The sequence below is a fragment of the Pseudomonas sp. RIT-PI-r genome, from assembly GCF_001297015.1.
GTDB lineage: Bacteria > Pseudomonadota > Gammaproteobacteria > Pseudomonadales > Pseudomonadaceae > Aquipseudomonas.
This window is the reverse complement of sequence record NZ_LIGE01000036.1, coordinates 277,076-293,941: the sequence shown is the minus strand read 5'-3', so window position 1 is coordinate 293,941 and position 16,866 is coordinate 277,076. Positions and strand designations below refer to the sequence as shown.

Genomic DNA, 16,866 nt, shown 5'->3' with positions numbered 1-16,866 from the left:
TCAACTCCAGAAGGTCAGGGGTGAAGCATTGCCGCGATAGCCGACAAAGAAGGAAAGGCTCAAGCGCGGGTCCGCCACGCCCGGGGTCACCGAGTGCATGCAGCGCGAATTGAACATGATGAAGTCGCCGGGCTGCGGTCGCACCTCAAGGGTTGGCGGCCCGAGCAGCGCCGGGTCGATGCCGTAGCTGTCGCCGCGCATCTCGTCGAATTGGTCGGGAGTAATGTTGTCGTCCCACATCTGCAATGCGCCGCCGTCGGTTGGCATGTTCAGATAGACGTTGCAGGCGAATTGCGCCTCCAGGCTGCGGGCCTGGAAACTGTCCGGCGCATCCTTGGCAAAGATGTCGTGGTGGGCAAGGAAGCACACTCCGGGCTTTACCACGCGCGAAAGGCCGACGTACATCTTGCGGCCGTAGAGGTTTTCCAGATGCGCCCCCGCCGGCCATGATTCGTCGAGCATACAGCGCAAGGTGTCGACCGGCGAAGAGTAGGGCGCGCAGCGATTGCGCAATTCAGCGATGTTGCTGGTGGCGCGTTCGAAGTAGTCCTCGATCAGCAGCGGCTGGTTTTCCGCTTCATAAAACGCCATGCCGATGCGGCCGATGCTGGGTGCGTTGATGTAGCCCTCAAAGCCCGGAGCCAGGATCTTGTCGCCAATCTCGATCGCCAGCGGCTCCGGCAGAAAGCCTTTGACGCGGATGGCGAGGACTTCTTCGTTGGCCAGTTTTTTTATGCACGTCTCATCGAGACGCTCGACGTCTAGCATCATGTTATTTAGGTCCATCTATCGATAGTCAACGGAACCTGCGAGTGCGGTTCCCCCGGCGCCGGATGCTGCGCGAGGGCAGCGTCCGGGAATGCTCAATCCACGCGGTAGTGGACGGATAACGTGCCTTTCTTCTGCGAAAGGGACGCGATCGTGACTGTGCCAAGTTCCTTCAGGCTGCGTACATGGGTGCCGCCACAGCCATAGGCCGGGAGTTCACCGAAGCCGATTTCCCGCGCGCCTTCGCGCAGGGATATCAGGCGTGGCAGATCGTGTTCGATCCATTGCTCAATGCCGATTTGAACGGTTTGGGCTTCGACTTCCTGAGCGGCGTCGCCAGGTTTGAACTGCACCCGACCTTCGTCCGGCCAGTGGTGCGCCTTGACCGGCATCCAGCCCATGGCCTGGATAAAGTGCCCGATCAGATGTCCGGCCGAATGCATGCGGGTGTTGAAGCGGCGGCGCTCTTCATCAATCCGTATAGCGGTCATGCCAAGCGTTACCGGTCTGTCGACAAAGTGAATGATGCGGTCTGGCTCCTGGACCACGCGCAGCACTTGGGCTTCACCGATCCAGCCGGTATCGCAGGGCTGCCCACCGCCTTGCGGATGGAACAGCGTGGCGCGCAATACCACGGAAAATTCATGCTCGTGGGGCGTGCAGTCGAGGACTTCCACATTAGCCTTGAGGTCATCACTATGGAAAAAGAGGCGAAGCGTCATATTCCATGCCCTTATTAAAGTTTCTATTTTTATTATATGAATCGTGTAATAACGTGATAATCCGTTCAAACATCAAAGGACTTGTGCGCTGTGAGCATAAATCTCCCACTTCCACTGCTCGGTGAAATGGCGATTTTCGTCAAGGTCGTGGAGACCGGCAGCTTCTCTGAAGCAGCACGACAGCTCGGGTCATCACCCTCAGCGGTCAGTCGCAGCATTTCTCGGCTGGAAAAGGCCTTGGCCACGCGGTTGCTGCAACGCACTACGCGCAAATTACGTTTGAGTGATGGTGGCGAAGAGGTGTTCAAGCGCTGCCAGGAGATGGTCAGCGCCGCCAAGTCAGTGATGGAAATCAGCGGCCAGTTCACCCATGAGGCAGAAGGACTGGTGCGGGTCAGCGTGCCGAAAGCGGTGGGGCGCTTTGTGGTTCATCCGCATATGCCCGAGTTTCTGCGGCGCTATCCCAAGGTCGACGTCGAGTTATTGCTGGAAGACCGGCAGGTTGATCTGATTGACGATCATGTTGACCTGGCGATCCGCATCACCGATAGACCACCGGCCGGGCTGGTGGGCCGTCAACTACTGACCATTGACCATTTGCTCTGCGCCACGCCGCAATATCTGGCCGAACACGGCACGCCGACTCACCCTCACGACTTGCTCAATCACAGTTGTATTTATCTGGGCGAGACGCCGAGCGATGCGCGCTGGAAATTCAAGAAAGGCAGTAAAGCGGTAACGGTCGGCGTGCGCGGTCGCTATGCCGCCAATCACACCGGCGTGCGTTTGGGCGCGGTGTTGCAGCACATTGGTATCGGCAGCCTGCCGTATTTCACGGCGCGTTATGCCTTGGAGCAGAGGTTGATCGTGCAGGTACTGCCAGACTGGACGTTCCTCGCCTCTTATCATGGCGGGCTCTGGCTGTTGCACTCGCCCACTCGGTACCTGCCGCCGAAGTTGCGGGTGTTTATCGATTTTCTGGTGGAGTGTCTGGAGAAGGAACCGACCCTGAGTAAACCCGGTAAGCCGGGCAATGCAAGTAACACCGCGATGGCGTACGAGCTACCTGAAAGCGAAGGGTTGTTGTAGCGCAAAAGCAAAAGATCGCAGCCTTCGGCAGCTCCTACATACGCGGTCAATGTAGGAGCTGCCGAAGGCTGCGATCTTTTGATCTTCAACCAGCAAACTGAATCAGTGCTTGCTGTCCTGAGCGGACATCGCCAGCAACTGCTTTTCCTGGTTCCAGTCGAACGGTTCATCGTTCTGTTCGGCTTCGTAACGACGTTCCTCCAGCGCCTGATACAGGTCGATCTCTTCATCGGCCAGGTAGTGCAGGCAATCACCGGCGAAGAACCAGAGCAGATCCCGCGGGATCAGGTGGGCAATTTGCGGGTAACGGGTAATCACTTGAGTCAGGATGTCCTGGCCCAGGTATTGGCTTTCGATCGGGTCGATCGGCAGCGATGCCAGCAGTTCGTCGAAGCGCTCCAGAAACAGGGCATGGCTTTCTTCGGGAACCTGTTCGGCCTCACCTACGGCGACCAGGATACTGCGCAGGTGGTCGAGCAATACGAGATGATCGGCAACGACGTTGGACACGAGATAAGTCCTCAAGAGCAAAACGGGCGCGGGAGTATAAAGCTCCTGCGCCCATTTATCACATATAAACGGCGATATGCTTGTCGGGATCAGCGGACTTTGCCCTCTGCCTGTTTCAGCTCTTCTTTATCGAAATCATCGACATCGATCACCTTGCGCCGCGCTGCTTCGGCATCACGCAGACTTTGCGCTTCAACCGGTTGCAGCACACCAGCCTCCAGTGCGGCGTCGATGGCGTGTTCGCCTGCGGCCGGTTTGACCTGACCGCTTTTCAGCGACGTGTGCAGCTTCTTGTGCAACGGCTGCGCGGCGTTTAGCAGATCGCTTGCGTGCTGCAGCGCACCGACCGCATCGTCCGCCGATTGCGGGCGATAGCAACCGGCTAGCAGCTCTTCAAGCGCCGGGTCGCCTTTGGCTCGACCAATCACCCCAGCCACTTCGGCACCGAGTTTGTCCGACGGACCTTTGTGACGACGGCCAAACGGGAAGACGATGACGCGCAGCAGACAGCCGAAGACTTTGTTCGGGAAGTTGCGCAGCAATTCATCCATCGCCCGCTCCGCTTGACCCAGGCTTTCTTCCATCGCCCAGCGGAACAGCGGCTCCATGTACGCCGGCGAATCCAGATCGTGATAACGCTTGAGCGCCGCCGAGGCCAGATACAGGTTGCTCAACACATCACCGAGACGTGCCGAAAGGCGTTCGCGGCGTTTCAGTTCACCGCCGAGCAGCATCATGCTGAAGTCGGCAAGCATCGCAAAGGCTGCTGCCTGACGATTCAGCGCGCGGAAATAGCCTTGGCTGATCTTGTCGCCCGGTGCATGTTCGAAATGACCGAAGCCCAGGTTCAGCACCAGCGTGCTGGCGGCGTTGCTCACGGCGAAACCGATGTGTTTGAGCAGCAGACCGTCGAACTCTTTCAGCGCCTGGTCCTTGTCCTCGCGACCGGCGAGGGCCATTTCCTTGAGCACGAACGGATGGCAACGAATTGCGCCCTGACCGAAGATCATCAGGTTGCGCGAGAGAATGTTCGCGCCTTCCACCGTAATGAAGATCGGCGCACCGTTCCAGCTACGCCCCAGGTAATTGTTCGGGCCCATGATGATCGCCTTGCCACCGTGCACGTCCATGGCGTGGCTGATGCATTCGCGACCGCGCTCGGTCAGGTGGTATTTGAGGATCGCCGACAGTACCGACGGTTTCTCGCCGAGATCCACTGCGTTGGCCGTGAGCATGCGCGCGGCGTCCATCATCCATGCGTTGCCGCCGATTCGCGCCATCGCCTCTTGAATGCCTTCGAACGCCGACAGCGGCACGTTGAACTGTTCACGAATCTGCGCGTACTGGCCGGTCACCAGACTGGTGAACTTGGCCGCACCGGTACCGACCGCCGGCAGCGAGATCGAACGGCCGACCGACAGGCAGTTCATCAGCATCATCCAGCCTTTGCCGAGCATCTCCTGACCGCCGATGAGGAAGTCCAGCGGGATGAACACGTCCTTGCCGGAGTTCGGGCCGTTCATGAACGCCGCACCCAATGGCAGGTGACGGCGGCCGATCTCGACACCGTCGGTATCGGTCGGAATCAGCGCCAGGCTGATGCCGAGGTCCTCCTTGTCACCCAGCAGATGCTCCGGGTCATACGCCTTGAACGCCAGACCTAGCAGTGTCGCCACCGGACCGAGGGTGATGTAGCGCTTTTCCCAGTTCAGACGCAGGCCGATGACTTCCTGACCTTGCCACTGACCTTTGCAGATGATCCCGGTGTCGGGCATCGCCCCGGCATCCGAGCCAGCGAGCGGACCGGTGAGGGCGAAGCACGGAATGTCATCGCCGCGAGCCAGTCGTGGCAGGTAGTGAGTGCGTTGTTCATCGGTGCCGTAATGCAGCAACAGTTCAGCCGGGCCGAGGGAGTTGGGCACCATCACGGTGGATGCGAGGTCGCCGCTGCGGGTCGCAAGTTTCATCGCCACTTGCGAGTGCGCATAGGCCGAGAAGCCTTTACCGCCAAATTCTTTCGGAATGATCAGGGCAAAAAAACCATGTTCCTTGATGTGCGTCCAGGCTTCGGGCGGCAAGTCCATCGACTGGCCGATCTGCCAGTCGGTGACCATGGCGCAGAGTTCTTCGGTCGGGCCGTCAATGAACGCCCGTTCTTCGTCAGTCAGTTGCACCTTCGGATAGGCCAGCAGTTTGTCCCAGTCCGGACGACCGCTGAACAACTCGCCATCCCACCAGACGGTGCCGGCATCGATCGCGTCGCGCTCGGTCTGCGACATCGGCGGCAGGGTTTTCTGGAACCAGTTGAACAGCGGCGCGGTGAAATGTTTGCGGCGCAGGTCGGGCAGCAGCAACGGTGCGGCGACCGCGGCCAGCACGACCCAGAACACCAGCATCAGCCAGCCCGGTGCGTGACTGAAAATACCCATCGCCAAGAGGTACACGGCAACGATGCCCAACGCGGGCAGAGGGGAAATACGCCGGTGGGCGAGATACGCCACGCCGACCAGCAAAACCAGTATCCACAACAACAGCATATTCAGTCCTCCGTGAACCAAGGCAAATCGACCCTCCAGAGCTTAGACGGCATCTGCAAAACCGGGTGGTCAGACCAAGGTGATTGAAATCGTGGGAAACCCCGGATGGTTTTCGTAGGTTCGGTGGGCAACGCGTGTGGGAAATCGTTCGATCAATCCGCGTCTTTGCGTCCAAGTTTGGCCGAAACGTCGTTATCTCTGTGCTTGAGCTGTCGCTAGACTCCAGGCTCATTCAGGAGATTGTCGTCATGCACGAGTATCTGAGTCCCGGTCGCTTCATCGATAGTGACCACCCGGCGGTGGTGGAGTTCGCCGAACAGCACCGTGGGGCCAGTCGCGATCCGCTCGCGCAGGCGATCAGCCTTTATTACGCCGTGCGCGAGGCCGTGCGCTACAACCCCTACACCTTCAGTCGCGATCCGCAGACCTTGCGCGGCAGTTATGCGTTGGCGACGGGGGAGAGTTATTGCGTGCCGAAAGCCACGCTGCTCGCCGGTTGCGCGCGGCATTGCGGAATCCCCGCGCGGATCGGCCTGGCCGATGTGAAAAACCACCTGTCGACGCCGCGCCTGCTTGAATTGTTGAAAAGCGACATGTTCGCTATGCACGGCTACACCGAGTTTTTCCTCAACGATCGCTGGGTCAAGGCCACGCCGGCGTTCAACCAGAAACTCTGCGAACTGTTCAACGTCGCGCCGCTGGAGTTCGACGGTATCAATGACAGCGTTTTCCACCCCTACAACCGTGATGGCGCGCAGTTGATGGAGTATCTGGTCGATCACGGCCAATTCGCCGACGTGCCGGAAACCTTCTTCTTCGAGCATCTGCAAAAGTGCTATCCGCATCTGTTCACCGATCAGCAGCCGCCATTGCTGGGCGATATGCACAGTGATGTGAGACGTGTCTGATCCGGCGTATGCTGCCTGCCCACTCATTTGAAAAGAGGCGGTCATGCTGAAGATCTGGGGACGGAAAAACTCATCGAATGTCCGGAAGCCATTGTGGGCTGCTGAAGAGCTTGGCCTGGCCTACGAGGCGATCGATGCCGGTGGTGCATTTGGCGTAGTCGACACACCTGAGTACCGGGCGATGAACCCGAACGGCCGGGTGCCGGTGATCGAAGACGACGGTTTCGTGTTGTGGGAATCCAATGCGATCGTTCGCTATCTGCTGGCCAGACATGCGCCCGACAGCGCCTGGTATCCGGCGGATCCGCAAGTCCGTGCCGGCGCTGACAAGTGGATGGACTGGACCACGTCGAGTTTCGCCGGGCCTTTTCGCACGGTGTTCTGGGGTGTGCTGCGCACGCCAGCGGACAAGCAGGACTGGGCGGCAATCAACGCCGCGATCCAGGAATGCAACGAGTTGCTGAGCATGGTCGATCAGGCACTCGCCAGCCAACCGTATCTGTCCGGTACAGATATCGGCATGGGCGATATCCCGCTCGGCAGTTTCATTTATGCCTGGTTCGAGATGCCCATCGAACGCGCGCCGCAACTGCATCTGCAAGCCTGGTACGAACGCCTGAAGCAACGTCCGGCCTACCAAAAAGCGGTTATGACCGCGTTGACTTAATACCTACTATCGACACACTTGACTGTACTTGTACGGCGGCGGCAAGCACCATTGCGCACTTGCGCTGCGGTTCGACCCCTCGCCGCCGTCTCCTTTTTTCCTTCAATGGTGCGTAAATCAGATATGAGTTCCGCTCTGTCCATCCGGCAGCTAACCAAAACCTACGGCAACGGGTTCCAGGCCTTGAGTGGTATCGATCTGGACGTCGCCGAAGGTGATTTTTTCGCCTTGCTCGGCCCCAACGGCGCCGGCAAATCCACGACCATCGGCATTCTCTCGACCCTGGTGAACAAGACCAGCGGCACGGTGAATATCTTCGGTCATGACCTGGACAAGAATCCTGCGCAGCTCAAGCGCTCGATCGGCGTGGTGCCCCAGGAATTCAACTTCAACCAGTTCGAGAAGACTTTCGACATCGTCGTGACTCAGGCCGGTTACTACGGCATTCCGGCGAAGATCGCCAAGGAACGCGCCGAGCAGTACCTGACGCAACTGGGCCTGTGGGACAAGCGCGATGTGCCGTCGCGTTCGTTGTCCGGCGGCATGAAACGGCGCCTGATGATTGCCCGTGCGCTGGTGCACGAACCGCGTCTGCTGATCCTCGATGAACCGACCGCAGGCGTCGACATCGAGCTGCGCCGCTCAATGTGGACGTTCCTTACCGAACTGAACCAGAAAGGCATCACCATCATCCTCACCACGCACTATCTGGAAGAGGCTGAGCAGTTGTGCCGCAACATCGGCATCATCGACCACGGCACCATTGTCGAGAACACCAGCATGAAACAATTGCTGGGCCAGCTGCACGTGGAAACCTTCTTGCTGGATCTGAAAAACGACTTGAGCGTCACGCCGCAACTGCTCGGTTATCCGGCCCGGTTGATTGACAGCCATACGCTGGAAGTTCAGGTCGACAAATCCATGGGCATCACGGCGTTGTTCAGCCAATTGGCGCTGCAGAACATTGAAGTGCTGAGCCTGCGCAACAAAACCAATCGCCTTGAGGAGCTGTTCGTGTCCCTGGTGGAGAAAAATCTGTCGAAGGTAGCGGTATGAGTTCTGAATTGCGTCCCAACCTCGTCGCCCTGCAGACCATCGTTTACCGCGAGGTCAAACGCTTCACGCGGATCTGGCCGCAGACCCTGCTGCCGCCGGCGATTACCATGGTTCTGTACTTCGTAATCTTCGGCAACCTGATCGGTCGGCAGATCGGCGACATGGGTGGCTTCACCTACATGGAGTACATCGTGCCGGGGTTGATCATGATGTCGGTGATCACCAACTCTTACGGCAACGTGGTCTCGAGTTTCTTCGGCAGCAAGTTCCAGCGCTCCATCGAGGAATTGATGGTGTCGCCGGTGTCGCCGCACACGATTCTGATCGGCTTCACCATTGGCGGCGTGTTGCGTGGCCTGATGGTGGGCGTGATCGTGACGATTCTGTCGCTGTTCTTCACCCATTTGCAGGTGCACCACCTGGGCGTGACCATCCTTGTGGTGGTGCTGACAGCAACAATCTTTTCGTTGCTGGGCTTTATCAATGCCGTGTTTGCGCGCAACTTCGATGATATTTCGATCATCCCGACGTTCGTGCTGACGCCGCTGACGTATCTGGGTGGCGTGTTCTATTCGATCACGTTGCTGCCGCCGTTCTGGCAGACCGTTTCGTTGGCCAACCCGGTGCTGCACATGGTCAACGCGTTCCGTTATGGCATTCTGGGTGTGTCGGATATCAAGATCGGTATTGCGATCACCTTCATGCTGGTGGCGACGGTTGTGCTGTACCTCGGTTGTGCACGGTTGCTGGTGAGTGGGCGCGGGATGCGTACCTGACTCCAGACCGAGTCGTGGCCATCGCGAGCAGGCTCACTCCTACAGGGGAACGCATTCCAATGCAGGAGTGAGCCTGCTCGCGATGGGGCCAATTCAGACGCCACCAATCAAAACGGCCTCCCACTGCGGAGGCCGTTTTGCATTCAGCGCATGCGGCTTTTCTTGCGCCGCGCCCATTGCCGCGCCACCCACCAGCGCCAATACATCATCACCAGGCAATAGGCGAGGGCGCCTAGCACCAACCCCACTACCACCGAGCCGAGCAGAAACGGCTGCCACAACGTCGACAACTCGCCGCTGATCCATTCCCAGGTCAGCTCATCCGGCAGATGCCGGGCAGGCACATCCATCAACCACGCTCCCGCCTGATAGGTGCAGAAGAACACCGCCGGCATGGTGACCGGATTGGTCAGCCAGACCAGACTGACGGCAATCGGCATGTTGCCGCGAACAGTGATCGCCAGCGCCGCCGCTACCAGCATCTGCGCGGGAATCGGCAGGAAAGCCGCAAACAGGCCCACCGCCATCGCCCGTGCGACAGAGTGGCGATTGAGGTGCCAGAGGTTCGGGTCATGCAGCAACTTGCCGAGAAAGCGTAAGGATTTGTGTTCCCTGATGCTCGTCGGGTCGGGCATGTAACGTTTGAATAAGCGCCGGGGCATAAGGCTTCTCGGTCGGTTAAGGCGGCAAGTATGTCTGGATTCTACGAGGCGCCCATTCAGACTTTGTGACAATTGTTGACGACGGACGTGCCTGACACCCGCTATGCCTAAGTGCGGGACTCTCAAGGACGGGCTTATGCGCACAGGGATGATGGCGCTGGCAGTCGGTCTGCTGGTGCCGATGTTTTTACCGGCATTGCCGTCGGTCGGGTGGATGTTGCTGTTACCGGTGTTGGGTTTGATGTTGCTGCCGTTTCGCAGCTATCCGTTGGCGTTTTTGCTGTTCGGCTTCACTTGGGCCTGTGTCAGCGCGCAGTGGGCCTTGAATGATCGACTGCCGGCGCGTCTGGATGGCGAAACCCGTTGGCTCGAAGGGCGTGTGGTCGGTTTGCCGCAAAACGCGGACGGCGTGGTGCGTTTCGAGTTGGTTGATGCCCGCTCTCGTCACGAAAAATTGCCCACGCGGATGCGCCTGGCCTGGTATGCCGGGCCGCCGGTCAACAGCGGTGAGCGCTGGCGGCTGGCGGTCAAACTCAAGCGTGCGAATGGTTTGCTCAGCCCGGATGCTTTCGATCATGAAGCGTGGCTGTTGGCGCAACGCATCGGTGCGACGGGCACGATCAAGGATGGCCAGCGCCTCAGCGAAGCCCGGTGGGCCTGGCGCGACGGCATTCGTCAGCGCTTGCTCGCGGTGGACGCGCACGGTCGGGCCGGTGCGCTGGCGGCGTTGGTGCTGGGCGATGGTTCAGCGCTCAGTCGTGAGGATTGGCAGATTCTGCAGGACACCGGCACCGTGCATTTGCTGGTGATTTCCGGTCAGCACATCGGGATGCTGGCGGCGGTGATGTATTTGCTGGTCGCCGGGCTCGCGCGGTATGGGCTGTGGCCGCTGCGTTGGCCATGGCTGCCGTGGGCTTGTGGACTGGCGTTTGCAGCAGCGCTCGGTTACGGCTTGCTCGCCGGTTTCGAGGTGCCCGTGCAGCGCGCCTGCGTGATGGTGGGATTGGTGTTGTTGTGGCGCCTGCGTTTTCGCCATCTGGGGGCATGGTGGCCGCTGTTGCTGGCCTTTAATGGTGTGCTGTTGCTCGATCCGCTCGCCAGTCTGCGTCCGGGTTTGTGGCTGTCGTTTGCAGCAGTGGCGGTGCTGATCTTCACCTTCGGCGGTCGTTTGGGCGCGTGGCGCTGGTGGCAGGCCTGGACGCGCGCGCAGTGGTTGATCGCCATCGGTTTATGCCCGGTGCTGCTGGCGTTGAACCTGCCGATCAGTCTCAGTGGGCCGCTGGCAAATCTGTTGGCGGTGCCTTGGGTCAGTCTGCTGGTGCTGCCGCCGGCGCTGCTCGGGACCTTACTGCTGTCGGTGCCTTATGTCGGCGATGGGCTGCTGTGGCTGGCCGGTGGTTTGATCAATTGGCTGTTTCGAGCGCTGGCGCTGATTGCTGGGCTATGGCCTGCATGGGTTGCGCCTTCGATACCCGTTTGGGTCTGGGCCATTGGCAGCCTCGGCGCGATGTTGTTGCTGTTGCCCCGTGGTGTGCCGATGCGGCTGCTGGGCTGGCCGTTGCTGCTGATTCTGGTGGTGCCGCCGCGCGAGCGCTTGAACGAGGGCCTGGCCGATGTCTGGCAACTGGATGTCGGCCAGGGTCTGGCGATCCTGATCAGAACCCGTCACCACACGCTGCTGTACGACGCTGGCCCACGTTTCGGTGATTTCGATCTCGGCGAACGTGTGGTGTTGCCGGCGCTGCGCAAACTCAACGTGGAGAAACTCGATCTGATGCTGCTCAGTCACGCCGATGCCGATCACGCGGGCGGTGCGCTGGCGATTACACGTGGCATGAAGGTCGTCCGGGTACTGAGCGGCGATCCGCCGGGGCTGCCCGCCGAATTGAGCGCTGAAGTCTGCAAAAGTGGCGCGCAATGGCAATGGGACGGCGTGCGCTTTCAGCTCTGGCAATGGGCGGATGCCCACGACAGCAATCAGCGCTCCTGCGTGTTGCAGATCGAAGCCAATGGTGAGCGAATCCTGCTGACCGGCGACATTGATACCCACGCGGAACAAAGCCTGCTCGACAGCCCGATGGCTGTGCCGACGCAATGGCTGCAATCACCCCATCATGGCAGCCGCAGCTCCTCATCCATGGCGCTGCTGCAAACGTTGCGGCCCGAGTCGGTGCTGATCTCCCGAGGCCATGGCAATTCCTTCGGCCATCCGCACCCGACCGTGCTGGCGCGCTATCGCAAACAGGGTCTGCGCATTTACGACAGTGCCGAACTAGGCGCCATTCATCTGCAACTGGGCCGCTTCAAACCGCCCTGGACGATGCGTCAACAGCGGCGTTTCTGGCGGGATCCGTCGGCAGTCGCCCGTTGATCGGGGCGCAGGCGAACTCGACATTACGGTCGTCGGGGCGGCGGGTCTTAATCGCTGACCGGTATGGTAAAGTGGCGCACTTTTTCGAGGGGACTGTCACTGTGTGGGAATTGGTCAAATCCGGCGGCTGGATGATGTTGCCGATCATTTTGAGTTCCATCGCGGCCATGGCGATCGTCGCCGAGCGTCTGTGGACCCTGCGCGCCAGTCGCGTCACCCCCGAGCATCTGCTGGGTCAGGTCTGGGTCTGGATCAAGGACAAGCAGCTCAATAAAGAAAAACTCAAGGAATTGCGCGCCAATTCGCCGCTGGGGGAAATCCTCGCCGCCGGTCTGGCCAACTCCAAGCATGGTCGCGAGATCATGAAAGAGTGCATTGAAGAGGCCGCCGCCCGCGTCATCCACGAGCTTGAACGCTACGTCAATGCGCTGGGCACCATCGCCGCGATGTCGCCGTTGCTCGGCCTGCTGGGTACGGTGCTGGGCATGATCGATATCTTCAGCGCATTCACTGGCTCAGGCATGACCACCAACGCTTCGGTATTGGCCGGTGGTATTTCCAAAGCGCTGATCACCACTGCGGCAGGCCTGATGGTCGGTATTCCGGCGGTGTTCTTCCACCGGTTCCTGCAACGCCGTATCGATGAGCTGGTGGTGGGCATGGAACAGGAAGCGATCAAGCTGGTTGAAGTGGTGCAGGGCGACCGTGACGTCGATCTGGCCGAGGGCCGCGCGTGAAATTCCGTCGCAAGCCTCGGGAAACCATCGATATCAACCTCGCGTCGCTGATCGACGTGGTGTTCATTCTGCTGCTGTTTTTCGTCGTGACCACCACGTTTACCCGTGAAACCCAGTTGCGCGTCGATCTGCCGGAAGCGGTCAGCGGCTCGCCGGCCGAAGACCAGCAGCTCAAGCAACTGGATGTCGCCATCAGCGCCGAAGGCGTGTTTTCGGTGAACAACAAGATTTTGCCGAAAAACGATCTGGCGACGTTGATGGAAGCCATGCAGAAAGAATCCAACGGTGACACCAACATGCCGTTGTCGATCAGTGCCGACGGCAAGACTCAGCATCAATCAGTGATCACCGTCATGGACGCCGCCGGCAAGCTCGGTTTCAGCCATCTGCGCATGACCACGGTTGAGGCTGCGCCGAAATCCTGATGAGCCTGTCCGATCGTTTGCTCGCTGCGTGGTACCAGGGGCACCCGGCCCTGACGCTGCTGCGGCCGCTGGAAATGTTGTATCGCCGTGTGGTGGTGGGTAAACGCCAGCGCTTTCTCGACGGTGTAGGCGAGATCTACCAGCCACCCGTGCCGTTGATTGTGGTAGGTAACATCACCGTTGGCGGCACCGGCAAGACACCGATGATTCTCTGGCTGATCGAGCATTGCCGGCGCGGTGGTTTGCGCGTTGGCGTGGTCAGCCGTGGTTATGGCGCCAAGCCGCCGCAACTGCCGTGGCGCGTCGAGGCCGATCAAACTGCTGACGTCGCTGGCGACGAGCCATTGCTGATCGTCCAGCGCACCGGCGTGCCGCTGATGATCGACCCGGATCGCAGCGCTGCGGTCAAAGCCTTGCTCGCCAGTGAACCGCTGGATCTGATCCTCTCCGATGACGGCATGCAGCATTATCGTTTGGCGCGGGATCTGGAGCTGGTGCTGATCGATGCCGCCCGTGGTCTCGGCAATAAACGCTGCTTGCCGGCAGGCCCGCTGCGTGAACCGATCGAACGTCTGCAAAGCGTCGACGGCGTGCTGTTCAACGGCGCCACTGCAGATCGCGACGACGGATTTGCCTTCCATCTGCAGCCGACGGCGCTGGTCAACCTGCGCAGCGGCGAGCGCAAGCCGCTCGAACACTTTGCGCCCGGCCAGAGCGTGCACGCGGTCGCCGGGATCGGCAATCCGCAGCGTTTCTTCAATACCCTCGAAGCGCTAGACTGGCGAGCAGTCCCGCACGCGTTTGCCGATCACGCCGAATACAGCGTGCAGGCCTTGAATTTCACACCGTCATTGCCGTTGGTGATGACCGAAAAGGACGCGGTGAAGTGCCGTGCCTTCGCTGTTGCCGACTGGTGGTATCTGGCGGTCGATGCCGTGCCGTCGCCGGCCTTCGTGGCCTGGTTCGACACACAGCTGATGCGCCTGTTACCCGATCGGCTTTTGCCTTAATTCTTTTATCCAGGGAAAGTTCATGGACACCAAATTGCTCGACATCCTCGCGTGCCCGATCTGCAAAGGCCCGCTCAAGCTCAGTGCCGACAAGACCGAGCTGATCAGCAAGGGCGCCGGCCTGGCTTACCCGATCCGCGACGGCATCCCGGTGATGCTCGAAAGCGAAGCCCGCACCCTGACCACCGACGAGCGTCTGGATAAATGACCACCGCCTTCACCGTTGTCATCCCGTCGCGTTATGCCTCGACCCGCCTGCCGGGCAAGCCGCTGCTGGACATCGCCGGCAAGCCGATGATCCAGCACGTCTGGGAACAGGCGAGCAAAAGCAGCGCGACCCGAGTGGTCGTTGCCACTGACGATGCGCGCATCGTCGAGGCCTGCAAAGGCTTTGGCGCCGAAGTGGTGCTGACCCGTGAAGATCACAATTCCGGCACTGATCGTCTGGCCGAAGTCGCAGCGAAACTGGGTCTTGAGCCCGACGCGATCGTGGTCAACGTGCAGGGTGACGAGCCGCTGATTCCGCCAAGCGTGATCGATCAGGTCGCTGCCAACCTCGCTGCCCACACCGAAGCGCGCATGGCCACGCTGGCCGAGCCGATCGAGGACGTCGACACCCTGTTCAACCCGAACGTGGTCAAGGTCGTCAGCGACATCAACGGTCTGGCGCTGACCTTCAGCCGTGCGACGTTGCCATGGGCGCGCGACGCGTTCGCCAAAAGCCGCGAGCAATTGCCGGAAGGCGTGCCGTACCGCCGCCACATCGGCATCTACGCCTATCGTGCCGGTTTCCTCCAGGATTTCGTGATCTGGGGCCCGTGCTGGCTGGAAAACACTGAATCCCTCGAGCAATTGCGTGCCCTGTGGCACGGCGTGCGGATTCACGTCGCCGACGCGCTGATTGCGCCGCCAACCGGCGTCGACACCGTTGAAGACCTCGAGCGCGTTCGTCGCCTGCTGGGGGCCTGATGCGCGTTCTGTTTGTGTGCCTGGGCAACATTTGCCGTTCGCCCACGGCCGAGGGTGTGTTGCGCTATAAATTGCGTGAAGCCGGGCTGGCGGATCAGGTCGAAGTGGCCTCCGCCGGTACCGGTGACTGGCACGTCGGCAACCCGCCGGACAAACGCAGCCAGGCCGCCGCCAAGGTGCGCGGTTATGACCTGTCGGCGCAACGTGCGCAGCAGGTCAGCCGTGCTGATTTCGCCAGTTACGACCTGATTCTGGCCATGGACAACAGCAACCTGCGCAACCTCAAAGCCCTGCAACCGTCCACCGGCAAAGCCGAGCTGGATCTGTTCCTGCGCCGCTATGCCGGGTTGGTCGATGAAGTGCCGGACCCGTATTACGACGGCGATCAGGGTTTCGAGCAGGTGCTGGATCTGATTGAAGCGGCGTGTGACCAATTGTTGATCGAAGTGAAGGGCCGGTTATGAGTTTGCAGGTGCAACCGCAGGTTTCCCTGAAACCGTTCAACAGTTTCGGCGTCGATGTCCGCGCGCAACTGTTCGCCGAAGCTCACAGCGATGCCGATGTCCGTGAAGCGCTGGCGTATGCCACCGCGCACGACGTGCCATTACTGGTGATCGGCGGTGGCAGCAACTTGCTGCTGACCGCAGATATCCCGGCGCTGGTCTTGCGCATGGCAACGCGGGGTATTCGCGTGATCAGTGATGACGGCAACCGTGTGGTGATCGAAGCTGAAGCCGGCGAGCCGTGGCATCCGTTTGTTCAGCACACGCTGGCGCTGGGTTTTTCCGGCCTGGAAAACCTCAGCCTGATCCCGGGCACCGTCGGCGCTGCGCCGATGCAGAACATCGGCGCTTACGGCGTCGAGATCAAGGATGTGTTTGCCGGGCTCACGGCGCTGGATCGCCAGACTGGCGAGCTACGTGATTTCACCCTGGAGGAATGCAACTTCGCCTACCGCGACAGCCTGTTCAAACAGCAACCGGGGCGTTGGCTGATTCTGCGGGTGCGCTTCATGCTCAATCGCGTCGCGCATCTGCATCTGGAATATGGCCCGGTGCGTCAGCGCCTGAGCGAGCAGGGCATCGAGCAACCGACGCCGTCTGACGTCAGCCGCGCCATCTGCAGCATCCGCAGTGAAAAACTGCCGGATCCGGCGGTGCTCGGCAATGCCGGCAGTTTCTTCAAGAATCCGCTGGTGTCGGCGGCCACTGTCGCGCAGATCAAAGCGCAGCACCCGGATGTGGTGGCTTACGCACAACCGGACGGGCAGATGAAGCTTGCGGCGGGTTGGCTGATCGAGCGCGCTGGCTGGAAGGGTTTCCGCGAAGCCGATGCTGGCGTGCATAAATTGCAGGCGCTGGTGCTGGTCAACTATGGCACGGCGACCGGTCTGCAATTGTTCGATCTGGCGCAACGCATTCAGAAAGACATTGCAGAACGTTTCAATGTTGAACTGGAAATGGAGCCCAATCGGTATTGAGGCTACGCTTTCCAGACGCCATCCAAAGCCCTGCATTGATGAAAAAGTGCAGGGCTTTTTTGTTAACGCTGGGTTAACTTAGCGAGCTAACGATAACCGTCATTTGCTCCACCAAAGGCCCGGTGCAGACGTTCGCGTCGGCACAAGAGAGCCTGATTAGCCTGAGTCGATCTGCGTGA

At 60.1% G+C, this 16,866-nt stretch carries 18 protein-coding genes; 13 read left to right on the top strand and 5 right to left on the bottom strand.

Annotation, left to right across the window (positions count from 1 at the left end):
• Together AK821_RS21770 and AK821_RS21765 are read right to left on the bottom strand one after the other, a co-directional pair.
• Window positions 1–771, bottom strand: a complete 771-nt coding sequence (locus AK821_RS21770; protein ID WP_064391543.1) for a 2OG-Fe(II) oxygenase — start codon at window positions 769–771, stop codon at window positions 1–3.
• Window positions 772–863: 92 nt separating this feature from the next.
• Entirely contained in the window at window positions 864–1,490 is a 627-nt protein-coding gene (locus AK821_RS21765; RefSeq protein ID WP_064391542.1) for a hypothetical protein, read from the bottom strand.
• Between the two features lie 90 nt (window positions 1,491–1,580).
• Here AK821_RS21765 and AK821_RS21760 point away from each other — a divergent pair, with 90 nt between their 5' ends.
• Window positions 1,581–2,579 (top strand): LysR family transcriptional regulator, encoded by a 999-nt coding sequence (locus tag AK821_RS21760; protein WP_064391540.1) that lies wholly within the window; start codon window positions 1,581–1,583, stop codon window positions 2,577–2,579.
• A gap of 102 nt (window positions 2,580–2,681) precedes the next feature.
• Here the strand turns inward: AK821_RS21760 and AK821_RS21755 are convergent, their stop codons facing one another.
• Window positions 2,682–3,089 carry a PA2817 family protein gene (locus AK821_RS21755; protein WP_064391538.1) on the bottom strand — a complete coding sequence of 136 codons (408 nt, stop codon included), beginning with the start codon at window positions 3,087–3,089 and terminating at the stop codon, window positions 2,682–2,684.
• An 89-nt stretch (window positions 3,090–3,178) separates the two neighbouring features.
• Complete coding sequence (locus tag AK821_RS21750; RefSeq protein WP_064391536.1) at window positions 3,179–5,626, bottom strand: acyl-CoA dehydrogenase; 2,448 nt, start codon at window positions 5,624–5,626, stop codon at window positions 3,179–3,181.
• A 248-nt stretch (window positions 5,627–5,874) separates the two neighbouring features.
• On the opposite strand from AK821_RS21750, the gene AK821_RS21745 reads away from it, so the two are divergent.
• From AK821_RS21745 to AK821_RS21730, 4 genes are all read left to right on the top strand, one after another.
• Window positions 5,875–6,534 carry a transglutaminase-like domain-containing protein gene (locus AK821_RS21745; RefSeq protein WP_064391533.1) on the top strand — a complete coding sequence of 220 codons (660 nt, stop codon included), beginning with the start codon at window positions 5,875–5,877 and terminating at the stop codon, window positions 6,532–6,534.
• 43 nt (window positions 6,535–6,577) lie between these two features.
• A complete protein-coding gene (locus tag AK821_RS21740) occupies window positions 6,578–7,201 on the top strand; it encodes a glutathione S-transferase family protein (protein WP_064391531.1) in 624 nt (207 codons plus the stop codon).
• Between the two features lie 123 nt (window positions 7,202–7,324).
• Window positions 7,325–8,257 carry an ABC transporter ATP-binding protein gene (locus AK821_RS21735; protein ID WP_064391529.1) on the top strand — a complete coding sequence of 311 codons (933 nt, stop codon included), beginning with the start codon at window positions 7,325–7,327 and terminating at the stop codon, window positions 8,255–8,257.
• Window positions 8,254–9,033 carry an ABC transporter permease gene (locus tag AK821_RS21730; RefSeq protein WP_064391527.1) on the top strand — a complete coding sequence of 260 codons (780 nt, stop codon included), beginning with the start codon at window positions 8,254–8,256 and terminating at the stop codon, window positions 9,031–9,033. Before AK821_RS21735 ends, AK821_RS21730 begins: the two co-directional genes overlap by 4 nt.
• Window positions 9,034–9,176: 143 nt before the next feature.
• Here the strand turns inward: AK821_RS21730 and AK821_RS21725 are convergent, their stop codons facing one another.
• On the bottom strand, window positions 9,177–9,695 hold the full coding sequence (locus AK821_RS21725) for a DUF2062 domain-containing protein (protein WP_064391525.1): 519 nt from the start codon (window positions 9,693–9,695) through the stop codon (window positions 9,177–9,179).
• A gap of 136 nt (window positions 9,696–9,831) precedes the next feature.
• Here AK821_RS21725 and AK821_RS21720 point away from each other — a divergent pair, with 136 nt between their 5' ends.
• The 8 genes from AK821_RS21720 (at window position 9,832) to murB (ending at window position 16,687) form a co-directional block, all read left to right on the top strand.
• Window positions 9,832–12,066, top strand: a complete 2,235-nt coding sequence (locus tag AK821_RS21720) for a DNA internalization-related competence protein ComEC/Rec2 (protein ID WP_064391523.1) — start codon at window positions 9,832–9,834, stop codon at window positions 12,064–12,066.
• 101 nt (window positions 12,067–12,167) lie between these two features.
• Window positions 12,168–12,803, top strand: a complete 636-nt coding sequence (locus tag AK821_RS21715; RefSeq protein WP_007908216.1) for a MotA/TolQ/ExbB proton channel family protein — start codon at window positions 12,168–12,170, stop codon at window positions 12,801–12,803.
• The gene (locus AK821_RS21710) at window positions 12,800–13,228 is read left to right on the top strand and encodes an ExbD/TolR family protein (RefSeq protein ID WP_064391522.1); all 429 of its coding nucleotides are present in this window, start codon (window positions 12,800–12,802) and stop codon (window positions 13,226–13,228) included. The genes AK821_RS21715 and AK821_RS21710 overlap by 4 nt, the downstream gene beginning before the upstream one ends.
• Window positions 13,228–14,238: a tetraacyldisaccharide 4'-kinase gene (gene lpxK / locus AK821_RS21705; protein WP_064391521.1), complete on the top strand. Its 1,011-nt coding sequence runs from the start codon at window positions 13,228–13,230 to the stop codon at window positions 14,236–14,238. Before AK821_RS21710 ends, lpxK begins: the two co-directional genes overlap by 1 nt.
• A 22-nt stretch (window positions 14,239–14,260) precedes the next feature.
• Window positions 14,261–14,446 (top strand): Trm112 family protein, encoded by a 186-nt coding sequence (locus tag AK821_RS21700; protein ID WP_003174668.1) that lies wholly within the window; start codon window positions 14,261–14,263, stop codon window positions 14,444–14,446.
• Window positions 14,443–15,207, top strand: coding sequence for a 3-deoxy-manno-octulosonate cytidylyltransferase (gene kdsB, locus AK821_RS21695; RefSeq protein WP_064391520.1), 765 nt, complete (start codon window positions 14,443–14,445; stop codon window positions 15,205–15,207). Before AK821_RS21700 ends, kdsB begins: the two co-directional genes overlap by 4 nt.
• On the top strand, window positions 15,207–15,671 hold the full coding sequence (locus AK821_RS21690) for a low molecular weight protein-tyrosine-phosphatase (RefSeq protein WP_064391519.1): 465 nt from the start codon (window positions 15,207–15,209) through the stop codon (window positions 15,669–15,671). The genes kdsB and AK821_RS21690 overlap by 1 nt, the downstream gene beginning before the upstream one ends.
• Window positions 15,668–16,687, top strand: coding sequence for a UDP-N-acetylmuramate dehydrogenase (gene murB, locus AK821_RS21685; protein ID WP_064391518.1), 1,020 nt, complete (start codon window positions 15,668–15,670; stop codon window positions 16,685–16,687). Before AK821_RS21690 ends, murB begins: the two co-directional genes overlap by 4 nt.
• Window positions 16,688–16,866 lie beyond the last annotated feature (179 nt).

Coding starts and splice junctions, on each gene's coding strand:
- kdsB (WP_064391520.1), top strand. CDS start 14,443: ATGACCACCGCCTTCACCGTTGTCATCCCGTCGCGTTATGCCTCGACC.
- AK821_RS21750 (WP_064391536.1), bottom strand. CDS start 5,626: ATGCTGTTGTTGTGGATACTGGTTTTGCTGGTCGGCGTGGCGTATCTC.
- lpxK (WP_064391521.1), top strand. CDS start 13,228: ATGAGCCTGTCCGATCGTTTGCTCGCTGCGTGGTACCAGGGGCACCCG.
- AK821_RS21745 (WP_064391533.1), top strand. CDS start 5,875: ATGCACGAGTATCTGAGTCCCGGTCGCTTCATCGATAGTGACCACCCG.
- AK821_RS21740 (WP_064391531.1), top strand. CDS start 6,578: ATGCTGAAGATCTGGGGACGGAAAAACTCATCGAATGTCCGGAAGCCA.
- murB (WP_064391518.1), top strand. CDS start 15,668: ATGAGTTTGCAGGTGCAACCGCAGGTTTCCCTGAAACCGTTCAACAGT.
- AK821_RS21730 (WP_064391527.1), top strand. CDS start 8,254: ATGAGTTCTGAATTGCGTCCCAACCTCGTCGCCCTGCAGACCATCGTT.
- AK821_RS21700 (WP_003174668.1), top strand. CDS start 14,261: ATGGACACCAAATTGCTCGACATCCTCGCGTGCCCGATCTGCAAAGGC.
- AK821_RS21765 (WP_064391542.1), bottom strand. CDS start 1,490: ATGACGCTTCGCCTCTTTTTCCATAGTGATGACCTCAAGGCTAATGTG.
- AK821_RS21770 (WP_064391543.1), bottom strand. CDS start 771: ATGATGCTAGACGTCGAGCGTCTCGATGAGACGTGCATAAAAAAACTG.
- AK821_RS21720 (WP_064391523.1), top strand. CDS start 9,832: ATGCGCACAGGGATGATGGCGCTGGCAGTCGGTCTGCTGGTGCCGATG.
- AK821_RS21725 (WP_064391525.1), bottom strand. CDS start 9,695: ATGCCCCGGCGCTTATTCAAACGTTACATGCCCGACCCGACGAGCATC.
- AK821_RS21735 (WP_064391529.1), top strand. CDS start 7,325: ATGAGTTCCGCTCTGTCCATCCGGCAGCTAACCAAAACCTACGGCAAC.
- AK821_RS21690 (WP_064391519.1), top strand. CDS start 15,207: ATGCGCGTTCTGTTTGTGTGCCTGGGCAACATTTGCCGTTCGCCCACG.